A 14,984-nucleotide genomic window follows, 5' to 3' on the forward strand; every position below is an offset into this window, starting at 1 on the left:
TCTAATGATGAGATAACAGTCAAACATATAGCTGTTATCTCATCATGAACGTTATGTCGATGCGCTAGTCGGCGCGTTGAGATTTCTCTACTATGAGGGCTGCACTAATAACTCAGGATTTACGGCGTCGGGCCGCGCCTCCCAACTTGCCAATCCGGCTGTAAAAGTCGGCTCCCTGGCTCTCTTTGGTGGCTTTACCGCCTTTTTTGCCCATCTCGGCGAAATGCTCTGGACTATATTTGACTACATTCGCTTTCCCTCCTTTTTGGGCAATCGTGCGATAATATTCGCTTCCGCGCTTTTCTTTGAGCGTGATGCCGCCTTTCTTTCCAATCCGCCGGTAATAATCCTCGCCATATTTGCGGCGGACCGTTTCTTTGCGGCGGTTCGCCTTGGAGGTTGGTTCGGCTGGAAGTTTCTCTTCGTCATCAGACAACGTAGCTATCCCCTTTCCCGACATGATCCTCAGTTCGCAAGAAATGTTGACTTAAGCCTACGAAAAAAAGTTTCGCCCGCCTGCTGCTCCCTTGCATGCTATGCGTTTTTTCTATTTTGTATGTTAGGCATGCATAGAGCTGCATATAGGAGTGTATCTGATACCTCTTTAGTATAGAGATATCAATATAGAATATTTTACTGTAATGTTCTATCATTTGTCAATAATAGCACAAGTCAAATAGTGCTGGTTACGCTGCAAGCATTTCTGCCTGCTGATTTTTAAACATTTGCTGCTCTTTCTCTTGGGTCTTACTGGATAGAGGGAGCCTGCCCCCAGCTTTTTTTGGCTATAAAGATATACGGTCGGGAGGCACGTTTTTCTGGCGCTCTGAGCGAGGTGGGTTGGCTGGCAAACGCTGAGTGGATAGTGTAGAGGTGGTGCGGCGGATGAAATAGCTTAGCCGACCCTGGCGATGGATCGGCTAAGGTGCAGAAAGGATACAGCGCGTATAGAATGTCTGCGATATGCAGCTGGCAAGGTGGATGGCCGGCCTGCAAGCGTGGTTAGCTATTGCGCGGGCAGCTCGCTCATCTGAAAGCGCTTCACCTCTGCCTGGCAGCCCTCAAAGTAATAGACTGTAACCCCGGTATCGATTTCTTCGCTGAAGTAGTCCTGAGCTTCGGGCTCAAGCTCCTCAATAATTGGCTTGAGCAGCTCATGATCAGAAATCTTGCCCCAGCCATATTCGAGCTTAAGCATTTTCTCTGCCTGCTTTAACTCTTCTACGGCCGTGGCGCGAAGAAGCTGACTTAGCAGCTGGGGATGGGCCTGCAAGCGCTGCAAGAAGGCGTGATAGAACTGCCGCGCCAGCTCGGGGTTGCTCTCTACCCCTGTTTCGGGCTCGGCATCAATGCTTGCCTCGATATCGATGCTAATACGAAAGGTGGTGCGCGTAAAATCGGTTTTTGTAGGCATTTTTCTCCCCTTGTATGCTCAATGCGGGACTATAAACATATATGTCGAACTGGCCCCGAGTCGCTGGCCCGGGAGCTAATTTCTCTCGCTATGAACCATTAACTTTCTGCTGTATATGCTACACCAGAGGGCCTGAAGGATCTTGTAAATTCTTGCTGATTCTGCTACAAAATTGCTAGCTTTGTTGACATACTCTGCTACTAAGCATTTCCCTGATCCTCGCTATTGCTCTGCCTTTTCAGGCGCTCTTGTTGTCAATGCTCGTTTGGCATAAATTTTGTAGTGTCGGCTTGACCATCACACGATGTCATACTCTACAATGTGCGCATAAGGCAAAATAAGAGGGAGAAGATAACTTGATGAAAATTGGTATAGAGTTACCGACAACAATTCCCAACGTGACTGCTCAGTTGATTCGCGCTTGGGCCAGGCAGGCAGATGCAGGACCATTTTCTAGCCTTGGTATCGTTGATCGCCTTGCCTACAATACTTTTGATCCACTCGTCTCGTTGGCAGCAGTGGCCACAGAGACGCAGCGCATACGACTAATGACGGGCGTACTCCTGGCTCCTATGTATAATGCGGGAAGGCTTGCCAAGCAAGCTGCAAGTCTTGATGTGCTCTCGAATGGTCGATTATCGCTAGGCCTGGCTATTGGAGGGAATGAAGAAGATTTTCGGGCCTCACCTGCTTCGTTTTCTGGTCGCGGTAAGCGCTTCGAGCAACAGCTTGAGCTGATGACGCGTGTCTGGGCCGGTCAGCCTGTCGACGATAAGACCGGCCCAATAGGGCCAACGCCGCTGCAGCCAGGAGGACCCGAAATATTGCTTGGTGGCCAAACGCCTGCCGCAATTGGTCGCCTCAAGCGTTGGGGCAATGGCTATATCGCTGCTGGCCTTGGTAGCCCTGCGCAAGTAGGCACTTTTTTCCGGCAAGCTGAAGAGGCATGGCAGAGCGCGGGCAGGCCTGGTAAGCCCCGCCTGGTCGTGGCCACCTATTTTGCGCTTGGCCCGGGAGCCGCCGAGCAGGCGGAAGCATATCTCCTAGAATTTTATGGAATCTATGGACCACTGGCGCAAGAGATAGCAAAGTCAGTTTCGACAACTCCAGAAGCTGTTCAGGCGCGCATCCAGGAGTTTGCCGATGTGGGAGCAGATGAGTTGCTGTTTGCTCCGTGTATTCCTGAATTAGATCAGGTGCAGCGCCTTGCAGATGTTGCCAATCAATGGATGCGCGAAGCGCAGAATTAACAGTATTGCACTGTAGGCGCACCACTCCGCGCAAAAAGAAAGATGCGCGGAGCTGTAAGACGCCAAGGCTGTCGTTCGGGTTTATATGCTATGCCTGGGGCCAGGTGATGACGACTTTGCCGAAGTGCTTGCCCTCGGCGAGATAGGCGAAGGCCTCTTTAGCCTGCTCAACGGGAAAGCTACGGTCAATTATCGGGTGAATCTTGTGTTGGGCTATGAAGTCGTTAAGCTGGGCAAAAACTGCGCGGCTGCCGGCATAGATGGTCTGGACGATGGCCAGGCGATCTCGCAACTCAGAGAACTCGACAGGACCGCTAAAGCCGCCAAGGCCGCCGATAAGGCAAATATAGCCGCCAAGGCTTACTGAGCGCAGGGAGCGCGCGATAGTCTCGGCGCCGCCAACTTCTAAGATGTGATCGGCACCACGTCCTGCGGTCAGCTTTTGTACCTCTTCGTCCCAGTGCTGAGTTTTTGTGGTATTGATGGTCTCATCGGCGTCCAGCTCTCGGGCCCGGGCGAGCTTCTCATCGTGGCGAGAAGTGACGATTACACGTGCGCCGGAGGCCTTAGCAAGCTGGATGCCAAAAACCGAGACGCCGCCGGTTCCCTGGATCAGGACCGTTTCGCCAGCCTGCAATCTTCCAGAGACCAGGGCATTCCAGGCTGTGAGGCCGGCGACAGGCAAGGTAGCCCCTTCAGCGTAGGTAAGATATGCGGGAAGTGCAAGAAGCTCCTCTTCGCGCGCCACCAGATAGTCGGTGAGCACACCAGGCGTACCTGGCTCACCACGCGCTGGTAAAACTTCCTGACGCGGACGACCCTCAAGCCAGTGCGGAAAGCAGGGCAACACCACTCTGTCTCCTACCTGGAAGCGCCGGCTGCCTTCTCCGCACACCGCGACCTCTCCAGCCCCATCGGAAAGAGGGATTACCGGCTCAGCAATCTTTAGCGTACCCATCTCTTCAAGAATATACAGGTCGCGATGATTGAGCGAGGCGGCACGCATTTTCACAAGGACCTCGCCGGGTCCGGGCTGCGGTTGTTCTTGCTCTATGCGCTGTAACTGGCCGGTTCCTTGCACGTCGATCAATTGCCATGTATACATAATGATGTATCCTTTCCAGATCTGCTTAACGCTGCCATCAGTCTATCTTCTTATGCTTTTAAGGGAAATGAGATAAGTGAATTGTCGGGCTTGTGGCATGTTGTTTCTGCTCTATGCGCTTTTTCGCTTCTGGACAGGCTTCTGGTTGGGCCTGATTCTCTACTTTGGACTGATCTCAGTGTAGGGTCTATTGCTCTCTTGAACAAGTAGGCACAAATTTGTGCTCTAGTACCCAAAAATATACCAATGTATGTTTAGTGGCTGCTCACAAGCGAACCGTAAAAAGCTCTGCAAAGAAGCCGCGCACAATCTGGACAAACAAAAAGCAAGGAACTATACTATGGGGGTAAGTGTGTCAGTGTGTCTCAAGGAGCAATTACTACATGCGTCACAAGAGAGAGAAGCCAGATCGCCTGGTCTTTGCTTTTTCCCAGGGAGCCAGGAAGTTATTTTCGGGCGGATGGTCTGGCTGCAGAACGCTAGTTCCTATCCCTGCGAATGAGCCCTACCAGCGATATCGCAGACCCATTGAGCCACGGGTGCCTTTGCCACGTCTCTGGATAGCCTGGCTACAATATCACTATACTCAATTGCGCTGGGATATCGAGCGTGGCGTGGCTCGACTTCTGCATCGTCGCTGGGTATAAGTTATTTAGAAGCCTTTCCGCTGGAAATTATCCTCATGTCTCCGCGTGGACATTTTCCTCTGTTGTCCGAAAACGCTGCAGTTTTGCCCGTGTCTGTGCGTCTGGAATGTGGGCTGTGACCCTGATGTCAGGGTCGCTGAAAACTTGCAAGGAGAGGTGCCTGAACTCCAGGTGTCCTAGCGTTGGGTGCTCGAAGATTTTCTCGCGATCCAAAGATCTGCTCGCTTCATGATGAGGCCACCAGCGACAAAACTCAGGGCTAGCCTGTTTAAGATCCTCAATCAGTTCCGTAAACCAGGCATCTCCAGGATAGCGCGCACTGGCGGTACGGAGCTCTGCTAAGAGCCCTCGTGCCATCGGTTCCCAATGCGTGAAGCGCTCCCGCATCTCCGGATTCGTAAAGAAGTGCCAGATCAGGTTGTGTGCATGTGGAGGGGATGCCTCCGAAATGGCGAAGACAGCATCGGCGGCCTTGTTCCATGCCAGGTAGTCCCAGCGCCGCCCGATGACAGTGGCAGGCGTCGGGTTGAGGTCATCGAGCATCTGTTGCAGTTCTGGGCTGACACACTCCTCCACCGCAAGGGCAGGCGCTGGCAGTGGCTGTCCTGCGAGCAGAAATAGATGCCGTCGTTCATTCGTGCTGAGGCGCAGCGCTTGCGCCAGGCTTTCCAGCACCTGCGGCGAGGGATGCACATCCCGCCCCTGCTCCAACCAGACATACCAGGAGGTGCCAATATTGGCAAGTTGCGCGACTTCCTCGCGGCGCAGCCCCGGCGTGCGACGACGGAGGCCGGCTGGCAATCCCACTTCGGCTGGAGTAAGGCATGCGCGCCGCTTGCGTAAAAAATCGGCGAGGGCCTGGTGACGTTCGCTCTTGTGCATCTCAGCTTCTCCCTTAACGTGGTGGTCGCAGACCTATGATCACAAAACACTGGTTCTAGGATCAGAGATAGAGCATACTCAAGATGAGCAGCCGCGTCAAGATGGTATCTGCCCCTGGCGTGAGAGTTGCTTCCATTCTCAAAGAGAATCTTTCATTGTTCACAGAAGTAAGGGAGGTAATCATGTCTCTGCAATTTGGGGTGAGCCTGCCACAGGGCGGGATGATGGGACTGGCAAGCATCAATGACCCGGTTGAGGCCTACGAGGCCATGACACGTGTAGCTCAGAGCGCCGATGAGCTCGGTTTCTCCTCTGTATGGCTCAGCGATCAGTTCCAGACCATTCCGCAGCCAGCGCAGGAGATTTTGTTCGAGTGCTGGGCGAGTCTGGCGGCGCTGGCACGAGATACGAAGCGCGTGCGCCTTGGTTCGCTGGTCACTTGCCCGACGTATCGCAACCCGGCGCTGCTGGCCAAGATGGCTTCAACTATCGATGTGCTTTCGCATGGCCGGCTCACGTTGGGCATCGGCGCTGGTGGCTGGAACGAGCGCCAGGATCGTGCCTATGGCTATGAGGCTTTCGATGCTCCTGCTCGTCTGCAGCATCTGCGCGAAGCTATCCAGATCATGCTCAGCATGTGGACACAGGATGAGGCGGTCTTTGAAGGCGAGTATTACCATGTACGCGGCGCGATCAATCAGCCCAAAGGCGTGCAAAAACCACATATTCCTCTGTTGATCGCTGGGGGCGGTGAGAAAGTGACGCTCAAACTTGTTGCGCAATATGCCGATGCCTACCATATCGGGGGCGATGTAGCGACGGTTCAGCACAAACTTGCCATCCTCAAGCAGCATTGTGAAGCCCTCGGACGCAATTACGAAAGCATCCATTGTATCGCATCGGCCTTCTGTTCCATGGGAGAAACCTATGAACAGGCCATGGCGAAGATCCCTGAGGCCTTTTTGGGGTTCCTCAGGAGTGTGGGCATGACCACGCTTATCGGCAGTCCCGCTACCATTCGCGAGGGCCTGGCCGCCCTGGAGGCCGCCGGTGCCCAGGAGGTGCTCCTCCTATTCCCCAATGCTCTGCAGGTGGACTCGTTGCGCTTGTTCGCGCATGAGTTCATCTAGCGCCTTGCGCACCTTTGCTTAACATCCTGGAAAGCGGCGGGTGGCTTGCCTCTTTCTCTTTTGAGGGGGAACTTTTTGGGAGAAATGAGCATCCTTCTCAATGAGAAGAATTGCTGTCTCAATAAACAAAGGAGAGGCTGTTCGTGCTGGGTCTGCTAAGCACAGAGCACGAAGAAGGAAGGATGCATATGAAGAACGTTCTGAAAAACGTATCACTACTCTCAAAGACATCTGGTCATCCCTCCCTGTTTCCACTTGCTAGCCTGTCTTTTCTCATGGTACTACTCGTAATGTTCAGCGGTTGCGGAAACAATACGGGAAATACAGTCAACACAGGCCAGGTTTCATCAGCTCTTGCAGCTGGGGTGAAAGGGTATCCTGTCACTGTGTACTTTCCTAAACGAAATCCTCAAGGGCTTGTAAGTGAAACGAAGATCTTCCCGGTTCAACGTCTGTCTACAACCAAAGCCGTAGCGACCACGGCTCTGCAACTGCTCATCGCGGGACCAACGGCGCTAGAGCAGAAGGCTGGCTATTACTCCGACCTGGGCAGCATGTTGCGGGGGCCATCAACATGCAGGAATGGTCAGGGGGGAGCAGATTTTCGGTTAACGCTGGATAGGAGGGGCAAATTTGTTGAGGTGGGGACGGCAACCTTGCAATTTTGCCGCAAGATTATCGGCATTGCGGCTATACCAGATGCAATCGTGCGAGATCAGATAGGAGAGACATTAGAGCAGTTTCCCACCATTAAAAAGGTGTTGATCTTGAAGATGGACGGAAGCTGTTTTCAGAACGAGTCCCTTGAGGGAAAATATTGTGAGTCTTACCAACCTGGCTAAAAGCTGATTCGCGCTTTCACAAGTGACCAGGGGAACGAAGATATAGCAGCATGCCACCAGCGGAAATTGTTGTGGTCTGAGATATGGCACCCACAACAATTTCTGCTTTGGCTTTTTCGTGTAAGCTGCTCGCTTTGCCTCTTCAGCCACGATTATTTCCGAAGAGCCAAATTTCTCTTATTGCTCCTCGACGAAGATGTTGCGCCGTTCGGACCAGGATGTGTTAGCACCTGCCTGGTCGAAGCCCAACTCTCCGGTATGGCTCATGGCCATGACTTGCCGAGGGCTATGCAACAGGCGACTCTGAGCCTTACGCAGCATGCGCATGCGCTGTTTGCGCTCTTTGGCTTCCCGGAACTCGATAGAGAGGCGGCGATAAAGCTCTTCCCACTGATCAAGAATCAGATTGCGATCGTGCTGCGCGATAAGGCGCAGGCTTTCGGCGCCCATACGCGCGCGTAAATCTTCATCGTCGAGCATAAGATCGATCTGGCGCGCCAACTCCTCGTGATTGCCTGGCTGGAACAAGAAACCGTTTTCGCCATGATGAACCAGCTCGGGCAGAGCATATGAATTGGCAGCGATTACCGGAAGGCCGCAGGCCATGGCCTCCATCGTCGCAAGACTTTGCAGATCGGCCTCGGAAGGAATGACAAACAGATTTGCCGAGCGGCGCAGCTTAAGCAACTCGGAGTCGCGTACAAAGCCCAGGAAACTGACGCGCTCATTGAGTCCCAGGCGCTCTACCTGGGCGCGTAAATCGGCCTCCATCGGACCAGTTCCTACCAGTGCAACATGCCCCTTGCTCTGCGTCCTGGCCAGCGCATCCAGCAGCACATCTATGCGCTTCTCCTCGCTCAGGCGATTGACGTGGAGGATCAAGGGCTCATTCTGGGGCAGATTGAAGCGTTGGCGGATGGCTGGATTGGCCGGGCCTGGCGAGAATCTTTTGAGATCGATACCGTTAGAGATAGCCTTGGCCGGCGCGCGTAAGCCATGCTCATAGAGCAGGTCGAGCGCGGTCGTCGTTGGCGTGGTCACATATTCGCAGCGATTGCAGAAGTAGACAAGATACGAGTACGAGACAAGACTGAAATACTTTCCGATGATCGGGTCCGACATCAGCGAACGACTGATATTGATAGGTAAGTAATGGTTTGTAACGATGACTGGTTTGCGCAGGCCGCCGGCCAGGATCTGCGCGATGTTGCCAAGCACGACAGGCGAATGAATATGGATGATGTCGGGATCGGCCCGTTTGATCAAGTTGCGGACCGGGCCAAAGGGCAGGAAGGGGATACGCAGCCCCTCGTAGGCTGGCCACTCAAAAGAAGAAAAGCGATAGACACGCACCTTATGCTCAAGGCGGCGTACATCGCGAGGCCCATAGCTCGGGGCCACAACCCATACCTGGTGTCCTCGCCTGGCGAAATCAATAGCAAGACCACGTGTCACAGTCGGAACGCCTCCCACCATTGGCGGGTATTGGTCTGTCACAATCATAATGCGCATATCTAACGCTCACTTCTCCCTGGCTGTCTAGCTAACCTCGCGTACAAGCCCGGGCCCCAGCGGCGCCATGCATAAGGATGAGCCTGAGCCCCTTGGCCGCCAGTGCTGCTCTGCTGGATCGGGAGAGCTCTTCGCTAGCGCTAACATACCCCTGGAGATATCCCTGCTGGTGCGCGCTGGCTTGTACAACGTGTTATCTCACATGTCGCTAAACGTGTTTCTCAGCGCTTTGCCCTCTCGTCCGGGATGGCTCCCGGAGCGATGGCAAAGTTTCTTTCCTCCTCGCCATATTGCAGAGCAACAGCAGAAAAGGACTTCCCAAACTGGAACTGAGAAGCAGGCATAGCCTATTCTCCGGCAATCGGCGTTTGCTCTGGAGTGCCTGCCTCTGGAGCAGCCACTTGAACCTCTTCCTCTGGCAAGGCAGCCGCGCGCGGTGGCGAGACCTTGATGACAGGTTCTTCGGGGTCAGTGGCTAGCGTATAATTTGCCGGCAACTTGATATCTTTAGCATGGATGATATCATCCATCTCATTGAGTGACGAAATGTCGACGTCGATATACTCGACCATCTCTTCAGCTTTACATTCCACTTCCAGGGCATCGAGCAGGTGGAGCAGCACCCCGTCGAGATTCTTTACTGCATAGGATTCCCCTGTCACCTTTAGAGGAATCTTGACGGCGAGACGCTCCTGGAGATCGACACGGAAGAAATCTATGTGCAGCGTTTGGCCGCTAATCGCGTCACTCTGCACGTGGCGGACTAAGGCTGTCTGGTTAGGGCCATCAGGCATGCGCAGCGTAAGAAAGTTCCTCGTGTTCTTTGCTCTGCGCAGGCGATCAAAGGCTAATGCATCGACCTGTACTGCCACTGATGGCTGTCCATGCCCATAGATGTTTGCCGGTATGATCCCTTGCTGGCGTAGATGCTTGACTGCTCTACCCATTGCTGTACGAGGCGCAATTGCTAAATCTGTTTGCTGTACCATGCGAAATTACCTCTTTCCAGGCCTGTAGAAACGATAATAAAGGGTTCACCTCAATAACGTAAAAGATCACTTTTTCGTTTCAAAGTGAGCTTTATTTCAGCCTGTGTACTGGCTTTGGGCGTCTCTACAGTGCTACTTCTTTTGACTTCTCCTTGAGTGAAAAAATTGTAATAAAGGTTCAGTTTCCAGTGTGTTCAGGACGTCGCTGGCGCGTAGCCAACCTTTACGTGCGACCCCTATACCATATCGCATATCGTCCAATCCCGCAAGGTTGTGAGCATCGGGGCCAATGGGAATCTTCATGCCCAGATCGCGCGCGCGATGCAAGTGGCGCCAATCGAGATCCAGCCGCAAGGGGTTAGCATTGATTTCGATGCAGGTCCCGTGTTTGGCGGCGGCCTCGATAACTGCTTCCATATCCAGTGTATACCCCTCTCTACCAAGCAGTATGCGCCCGGTAGGGTGCCCGATGATATCGACGTAGGGATTAGAGATGGCCCGTATCATGCGCTGCGTTTGCTCGGCGGGCGGAAGGTTGAAGATGCTATGGATGGAGGCGATAACGAAGTCAAGGCTGGCGAGGGCTTCGTCGCTAAAGTCGAGCGAGCCGTCGCGCAAGATGTCGCATTCAGTGCCTTTGAGAATGCGGAAGCGCCCGGCAAATTCTTCGTTAAGGCGATCGATCTCTTCGCCCTGGCGGCGCAGGTCGTCTTCGCTCAGGCCACCGGCATAAGCGGCGATTTTGCTGTGGTCGGTGATACCAACGTAGGAGAAACCACGTGCCATGCAGGCTTCGGCCATTTCGCGCAAGGAATTTTTGCCGTCGCTCCAGGTTGTATGGGCGTGAATGACGCCGCGTAAGTCGCTTTCCTGAACCAGGACCGGCAATTGCTTATGGATGGCGGCCTCGATCTCGCCCGTGTCTTCGCGCAGCTCTGGCTCGATATACTCCATGCCCAGGGCTGCGTAGATGTCCTTTTCGTCTTTGCAGGGCACCAGCTCTTCCTTACCACTCTCAACTTTAAATAAGCCATAGTCGTTGATGGTCATATTCAGGCTGAGCGCGCGCCGCCGCAATGGGATGTGGTGCTCGCGCGAGCCAGTAAAGTGATGGAGGGTGTAAGGAAACTGGCTATCGCCAACTACGCGCAGATCCATGGCGATGCCGGTGCTGAGAATAACGCTGGCCTTGGTCTCGCCTTTGCCGGTAATGGCCTTAACCGAAGGCTGGCTGGTGAAGAAATCCATGATGGCGTTGCGCACATCTGAGCCGGCGTCATCGGCCACGCTGACCACCATATCGATATCCTTGACGGTCTCGCGCCGCCTGCGCAGACTGCCAGCCACCTGTAAGCGTACGATCTGTGGTAGTTTGGCCAGGGCCGTGCGAATCTGTTCGGCTTCCTGCTCGCCCACTGAGTAGAGGAAACGATTTGCATGCTCCTGCATAAAGGCGATGCCCTGCAAGATCTTATCCTGGGTTTTCTTGCCGAAACCGGGGAGCACGGCTATTTTGTTATCTTTGCAGGCCTGTTCCAGCTCGGCAATGCTGTTTACATGGACCTGATCATAGATAGTATTGATGCGTTTGGGACCCATGCCTGGAATGCGCAGCATCTCGATCTTGACGGCTGGCGTGCTCGCGCGCAACTCCTCAAGGAAGCTGAAGCGCCCGGTCGTGACCATTTCTTCGATGCGCTTGATCAGCGTCGGTCCCAGTCCAGGGGTACCCTTTAGCTTGCCCTCACTGACAAGCTGTTCGATGTCGCCATTAAGCGTGCCCAGAGCGCGGGCCGCATTTTCGTAAGCGCGCGCCTCAAAGACGCTGCTATTCTCTTTTAATGCCAGCAGCGTGGCTGTATCTTCTAGCTGCTGGATAACCTCACTTTTATCCATTCTGGCCTCTCAGATGCACATGTCGCCAAAGATCTCCGGCGGGTCGGCAGCGACTTCAAAGGGATTGCGCCCCTTAAGGTCACGGCTCAGATAGCGTTTACAGTCGAAATGTACCAGTAGCCAGCAGTAGATATCCCTGGTAATTAAGACTGCATCCCAGGGCTTTTCGTCACTGTTATCAAGAATCTGATTGCAGACGAAGCAGCGTCCCATGCCTGCTGCGACGGCATGTTCGAGCCATTCCATGACAAATTGATTCATGTCATCAATATTCATCATTTCCAGGCTAGATTCGGGATAGCCAAAGTCAAGCGGATCAGGGCATTCGCGAAAATCTTTGCTGGCTCGACTGAGCGCTATCATCGGGGGCTTGACGACTATTTTAATTTCGTCATCATCCGGGTCATCCGATGATGTAGCGCTGCTCAAGAGCATGCCTTCACGAGCAAACCACGTTAAGAGCTCATTGCGCATATTCTATTCTATTCTATTACAGATGTTCAAATGTGGATATACCAGGCGAGCGCAAGCTTTTTTTACCTCCCCACCTCATGGGAAAAGGGGAGCGGGGGCAAAGGCTCCCGTGCCCCGATACCTATCACTGGAGAGCGATTTGGAGCGCATTCGCTCGATCGCGACGTCGCCTCCAAGCCCCGGTTAAGGGTCAATTCGCCAGGTCGCGGCGCCCCTTAACAATCCCGTTTTAAAAAGTTGGAAAGCCCTATGTGCGGGCTTAGTGCTTGGCTTGCTGCCATAAGGCTATCCATTCTTCCCTGCTATAGGAGGTAAGCTGACGCCCCTCTTCACGCGCGACTTTCTCCATACTCTTGAAGCGCAGGCGAAACTTGTGATTGGCCTGGCGCAAGGCTGCCTCCGCATCTACTTTGTGCCAGCGCGCCAGCTCTGAGATGACAAAGAAAAGATCGCCAATCTCTTCCTGTAGCTCGGCCTGAGTGCTGGCCTGGCGTATCTCTTCAAGCTCTTCGGCCAGCTTGGCGTAGATGCCATCAATGGTGGCAAAGGCAAAGCCCTGCCTGACTACGCGCTTCTGGTACTCCTGAGAAACCATCAGGGCCGGCGAGGCTGGCGGTACGCCGTCAAGAATGCTCTCGTTCTTCACATCTTTACCAGCTTTGGCGCGCTCTTGCCGCTTGATAGCTTCCCAGTTCTGGTTTACCTGGTCGGCGTTGCTGACCTCGACGTCGCCAAAGACGTGCGGGTGCCGGCGTATGAGCTTAGCATTGATATGCTCCAGAACATCGCCAAGCGTGAAATCACCTTCCTGCCGCGCGACTTCGGCGTGCAAGTAGACCTGTAGGAGCAGATCGCCAAGCTCTTCGGCCAGCTTCTCCATATCGTTCTCTTCAAGGGCCTCGACCACCTCGTACGTCTCTTCAAGCACGTAGCGCATAAGACTCTGGTGGGTTTGCTGACGATCCCAGGGGCAGCCATCGGGATCGCGGCGCAGGCGCATCGTGATGTAGCGCAAGGTCTCGGGAAGGCGCAAGGCTGCCAGCTCGTCGAGCGGCGGAACGTAGAGCGTGCTGAGATGATTGGCGTAGTTCTGGCGATCGAGCTCATAGAGCTGAGATTCGATGATCATCTCGTCGCTGCCAACGCCCGCCGCGCGCACCAGCTTGACAGGCCATTCGTCGGGATAGAGCTCACCAAGGGAGAGCTTGACCGCGCTGGCCAGCCGGCGATTGTAGACCTGGGTGACCAGGAGTGGCGTAGTTGGGATAATCTTTCCTGCCACTTCGCTCGTGTCAAGAGTAGCAAGGCTGGTAGCATCGATGATCTGCGTACCGGCATCGAAGGGATCAAGCTCCAGTGCTGTGCAGACAGGCTCTAGAAAAGAGAGCCCGGCGACGATGCGCGTGCTGAGCTGACGGCTACGGGCCAGCTTGAGCACGAGCTGGACTGACGATTCGCCCATTAGCGGATGGCCCGGTACCGCGTAGATAATTGGTTGCTGGGCGGCCAGCGTGCATACCTCTTCGGCAATCTGACTATAGAGCGTGGTCCAGTCGGCCGAGGTATCGTAGAGCTGATCAAACGATTCGATATGTAAAGTAGGAAGTTCGCTACGCAAGACTTCGACAGTAGGATGTATAATGGTACGGAAGTAAACTGTTTGTTTATCTTGAGCCGCCTGCGCGAGTAAAGCGCGGGCCTGCAGTGTAAGATCATTGAAACTTCCTGGCCCAAGTCCCAGGATGGTGATAGACGTAGTAGTCATAAGTGGTACTGGTCCTCTCTGCAGCGCTTAACCTGCTGCTGATAGTGTAGCCGGTCAGCATGGGCGTGTCAAATAGGATGTAAAGCTGCTCCGCAAGCGACACCGCAGGGAGCCAGCAAACCAGCCCAATAGCCCAATCAGCTAGCTCGCGGCGTGATTCTCCATTGTCTGATTTCAGGCAATTGTAGGGAAGAAACGGAGAGCAATAGCCCAATTAAGCTGAGCGGGGCTAGGCCCCGGCTGGGGCTTGGGGCTGTGCCCCAAAACTCTCATCGCTTGAAAGCTGGCAACTATAGAGAAGAAACGGAGAGCAATAGCCCAATTAAGCTGGAGAGAAAAATAGCATTGTCGAAAAAGCAACAAAGTGTTATGCTTTTAGATAAGCAAGAATTCGCGAACCAGGTTTCGTGTGTCTGTCCCGTGTGGTTCGTGAAATATTGAAGGAGGGTCATACATGGCATCGGCTGAAAGCCAAAAACCTAGCTGCCCAATTTGCAAGCAGTCAGATCAAGTAAAAACTACTCAATCTGCCTTTAGCGCAGGAGTCGCACGCTGCGCACCTCCCGATATGCCAACTAAACAGGTCCATATGATGTCATATATTACCGTTGGTATGGTCATGGTCGGAATATGTATTTTCTTTGTTATTATCCTCATAGGTACTGAAGCTAATCTGGGGATAGTCGTTGACGGTATAATTGTAAGCATAACTCTCATCTGCACGGTAGCTGCACTTGTGCTTTCCTATATTGCCTTCCAGCGAGTCGTGAAGGGCGATAACGAAGCCTCGCTACGCTATCCGGCCTGGGATAGAGCAATGGAGACCTGGCGCAGCCTCTACTATTGTTCACGTGACGATGCAGTTTTCAATCCTAAAAGCAATAAGGTCTTATCCAATGAGCAGCTTCTAGCTCTGCGCTCTTCTGAAGATGAGCAGCTGGCACCAGCCAAGCCCGCGCTGGCTCAGTAGTTAATGATTGATGCTATCAAATCTTTTCTTGCTATGCCTGAGTCGCCAACCTCATGCGCAAGTTGCTTTTGGTGTCGACGGTGGCAGGAGAAATGGCCACAACAAGTT

General features: G+C 53.6%; 14 protein-coding genes. 5 read left to right on the plus strand and 9 right to left on the minus strand.

Going from position 1 to position 14,984, the window contains the following annotated elements:
- Positions 1 to 112 precede the first annotated feature (112 nt).
- Complete coding sequence (locus EPA93_RS35800; protein WP_165423622.1) at positions 113 to 436, minus strand: hypothetical protein; 324 nt, start codon at positions 434 to 436, stop codon at positions 113 to 115.
- Between the two features lie 570 nt (positions 437 to 1,006).
- Positions 1,007 to 1,414, minus strand: coding sequence for a hypothetical protein (locus EPA93_RS35805; protein WP_129892112.1), 408 nt, complete (start codon positions 1,412 to 1,414; stop codon positions 1,007 to 1,009).
- Positions 1,415 to 1,773: 359 nt separating this feature from the next.
- Here EPA93_RS35805 and EPA93_RS35810 point away from each other — a divergent pair, with 359 nt between their 5' ends.
- The gene (locus EPA93_RS35810; protein ID WP_129892113.1) at positions 1,774 to 2,664 is read left to right on the plus strand and encodes an LLM class flavin-dependent oxidoreductase; all 891 of its coding nucleotides are present in this window, start codon (positions 1,774 to 1,776) and stop codon (positions 2,662 to 2,664) included.
- Positions 2,665 to 2,752: 88 nt separating this feature from the next.
- On the opposite strand, the gene EPA93_RS35815 is transcribed toward EPA93_RS35810, so the two are convergent.
- Complete coding sequence (locus EPA93_RS35815) at positions 2,753 to 3,769, minus strand: zinc-dependent alcohol dehydrogenase family protein (RefSeq protein WP_129892114.1); 1,017 nt, start codon at positions 3,767 to 3,769, stop codon at positions 2,753 to 2,755.
- A gap of 383 nt (positions 3,770 to 4,152) precedes the next feature.
- Here EPA93_RS35815 and EPA93_RS35820 point away from each other — a divergent pair, with 383 nt between their 5' ends.
- Positions 4,153 to 4,416 carry a hypothetical protein gene (locus EPA93_RS35820; protein ID WP_129892115.1) on the plus strand — a complete coding sequence of 88 codons (264 nt, stop codon included), beginning with the start codon at positions 4,153 to 4,155 and terminating at the stop codon, positions 4,414 to 4,416.
- 33 nt (positions 4,417 to 4,449) lie between these two features.
- Here EPA93_RS35820 and EPA93_RS35825 read toward each other — a convergent pair whose 3' ends face one another.
- On the minus strand, positions 4,450 to 5,298 hold the full coding sequence (locus EPA93_RS35825) for a helix-turn-helix transcriptional regulator (RefSeq protein WP_129892116.1): 849 nt from the start codon (positions 5,296 to 5,298) through the stop codon (positions 4,450 to 4,452).
- A 182-nt stretch (positions 5,299 to 5,480) separates the two neighbouring features.
- Between EPA93_RS35825 and EPA93_RS35830 the strand changes: the two genes are divergently transcribed.
- Complete coding sequence (locus tag EPA93_RS35830; protein WP_129892117.1) at positions 5,481 to 6,428, plus strand: LLM class F420-dependent oxidoreductase; 948 nt, start codon at positions 5,481 to 5,483, stop codon at positions 6,426 to 6,428.
- 188 nt (positions 6,429 to 6,616) lie between these two features.
- Positions 6,617 to 7,270, plus strand: a complete 654-nt coding sequence (locus tag EPA93_RS35835) for a GerMN domain-containing protein (protein WP_165423623.1) — start codon at positions 6,617 to 6,619, stop codon at positions 7,268 to 7,270.
- A 177-nt stretch (positions 7,271 to 7,447) separates the two neighbouring features.
- Here EPA93_RS35835 and EPA93_RS35840 read toward each other — a convergent pair whose 3' ends face one another.
- The 5 genes from EPA93_RS35840 to yabN form a co-directional block, all read right to left on the minus strand.
- Positions 7,448 to 8,782: a glycosyltransferase gene (locus EPA93_RS35840; protein WP_129892119.1), complete on the minus strand. Its 1,335-nt coding sequence runs from the start codon at positions 8,780 to 8,782 to the stop codon at positions 7,448 to 7,450.
- 347 nt (positions 8,783 to 9,129) lie between these two features.
- Positions 9,130 to 9,771, minus strand: a complete 642-nt coding sequence (locus EPA93_RS35845; protein WP_129892120.1) for a 50S ribosomal protein L25 — start codon at positions 9,769 to 9,771, stop codon at positions 9,130 to 9,132.
- A gap of 132 nt (positions 9,772 to 9,903) precedes the next feature.
- Positions 9,904 to 11,667 (minus strand): DNA polymerase/3'-5' exonuclease PolX, encoded by a 1,764-nt coding sequence (gene polX, locus EPA93_RS35850; protein WP_129892121.1) that lies wholly within the window; start codon positions 11,665 to 11,667, stop codon positions 9,904 to 9,906.
- A 9-nt stretch (positions 11,668 to 11,676) separates the two neighbouring features.
- Positions 11,677 to 12,141 (minus strand): hypothetical protein, encoded by a 465-nt coding sequence (locus tag EPA93_RS35855; RefSeq protein WP_129892122.1) that lies wholly within the window; start codon positions 12,139 to 12,141, stop codon positions 11,677 to 11,679.
- 259 nt (positions 12,142 to 12,400) lie between these two features.
- On the minus strand, positions 12,401 to 13,906 hold the full coding sequence (gene yabN / locus EPA93_RS35860; protein WP_129892123.1) for a bifunctional methyltransferase/pyrophosphohydrolase YabN: 1,506 nt from the start codon (positions 13,904 to 13,906) through the stop codon (positions 12,401 to 12,403).
- A 454-nt stretch (positions 13,907 to 14,360) separates the two neighbouring features.
- Here yabN and EPA93_RS35865 point away from each other — a divergent pair, with 454 nt between their 5' ends.
- Positions 14,361 to 14,876, plus strand: coding sequence for a hypothetical protein (locus EPA93_RS35865; protein ID WP_129892124.1), 516 nt, complete (start codon positions 14,361 to 14,363; stop codon positions 14,874 to 14,876).
- The last annotated feature ends 108 nt before the right edge of the window (positions 14,877 to 14,984 follow it).

This window comes from Ktedonosporobacter rubrisoli, from assembly GCF_004208415.1.
GTDB lineage: Bacteria > Chloroflexota > Ktedonobacteria > Ktedonobacterales > Ktedonobacteraceae > Ktedonosporobacter > Ktedonosporobacter rubrisoli.

Excerpts from the sequence above, each read along its gene's own strand:
- EPA93_RS35805 (WP_129892112.1), bottom strand. The coding sequence starts at position 1,414 with ATGCCTACAAAAACCGATTTTACGCGCACCACCTTTCGTATTAGCATC.
- EPA93_RS35810 (WP_129892113.1), top strand. The coding sequence starts at position 1,774 with ATGAAAATTGGTATAGAGTTACCGACAACAATTCCCAACGTGACTGCT.
- EPA93_RS35815 (WP_129892114.1), bottom strand. The coding sequence starts at position 3,769 with ATGTATACATGGCAATTGATCGACGTGCAAGGAACCGGCCAGTTACAG.
- EPA93_RS35820 (WP_129892115.1), top strand. The coding sequence starts at position 4,153 with ATGCGTCACAAGAGAGAGAAGCCAGATCGCCTGGTCTTTGCTTTTTCC.
- EPA93_RS35825 (WP_129892116.1), bottom strand. The coding sequence starts at position 5,298 with ATGCACAAGAGCGAACGTCACCAGGCCCTCGCCGATTTTTTACGCAAG.
- EPA93_RS35830 (WP_129892117.1), top strand. The coding sequence starts at position 5,481 with ATGTCTCTGCAATTTGGGGTGAGCCTGCCACAGGGCGGGATGATGGGA.
- EPA93_RS35835 (WP_165423623.1), top strand. The coding sequence starts at position 6,617 with ATGAAGAACGTTCTGAAAAACGTATCACTACTCTCAAAGACATCTGGT.
- EPA93_RS35840 (WP_129892119.1), bottom strand. The coding sequence starts at position 8,782 with ATGCGCATTATGATTGTGACAGACCAATACCCGCCAATGGTGGGAGGC.
- EPA93_RS35845 (WP_129892120.1), bottom strand. The coding sequence starts at position 9,771 with ATGGTACAGCAAACAGATTTAGCAATTGCGCCTCGTACAGCAATGGGT.
- polX (WP_129892121.1), bottom strand. The coding sequence starts at position 11,667 with ATGGATAAAAGTGAGGTTATCCAGCAGCTAGAAGATACAGCCACGCTG.
- EPA93_RS35855 (WP_129892122.1), bottom strand. The coding sequence starts at position 12,141 with ATGCGCAATGAGCTCTTAACGTGGTTTGCTCGTGAAGGCATGCTCTTG.
- yabN (WP_129892123.1), bottom strand. The coding sequence starts at position 13,906 with ATGACTACTACGTCTATCACCATCCTGGGACTTGGGCCAGGAAGTTTC.
- EPA93_RS35865 (WP_129892124.1), top strand. The coding sequence starts at position 14,361 with ATGGCATCGGCTGAAAGCCAAAAACCTAGCTGCCCAATTTGCAAGCAG.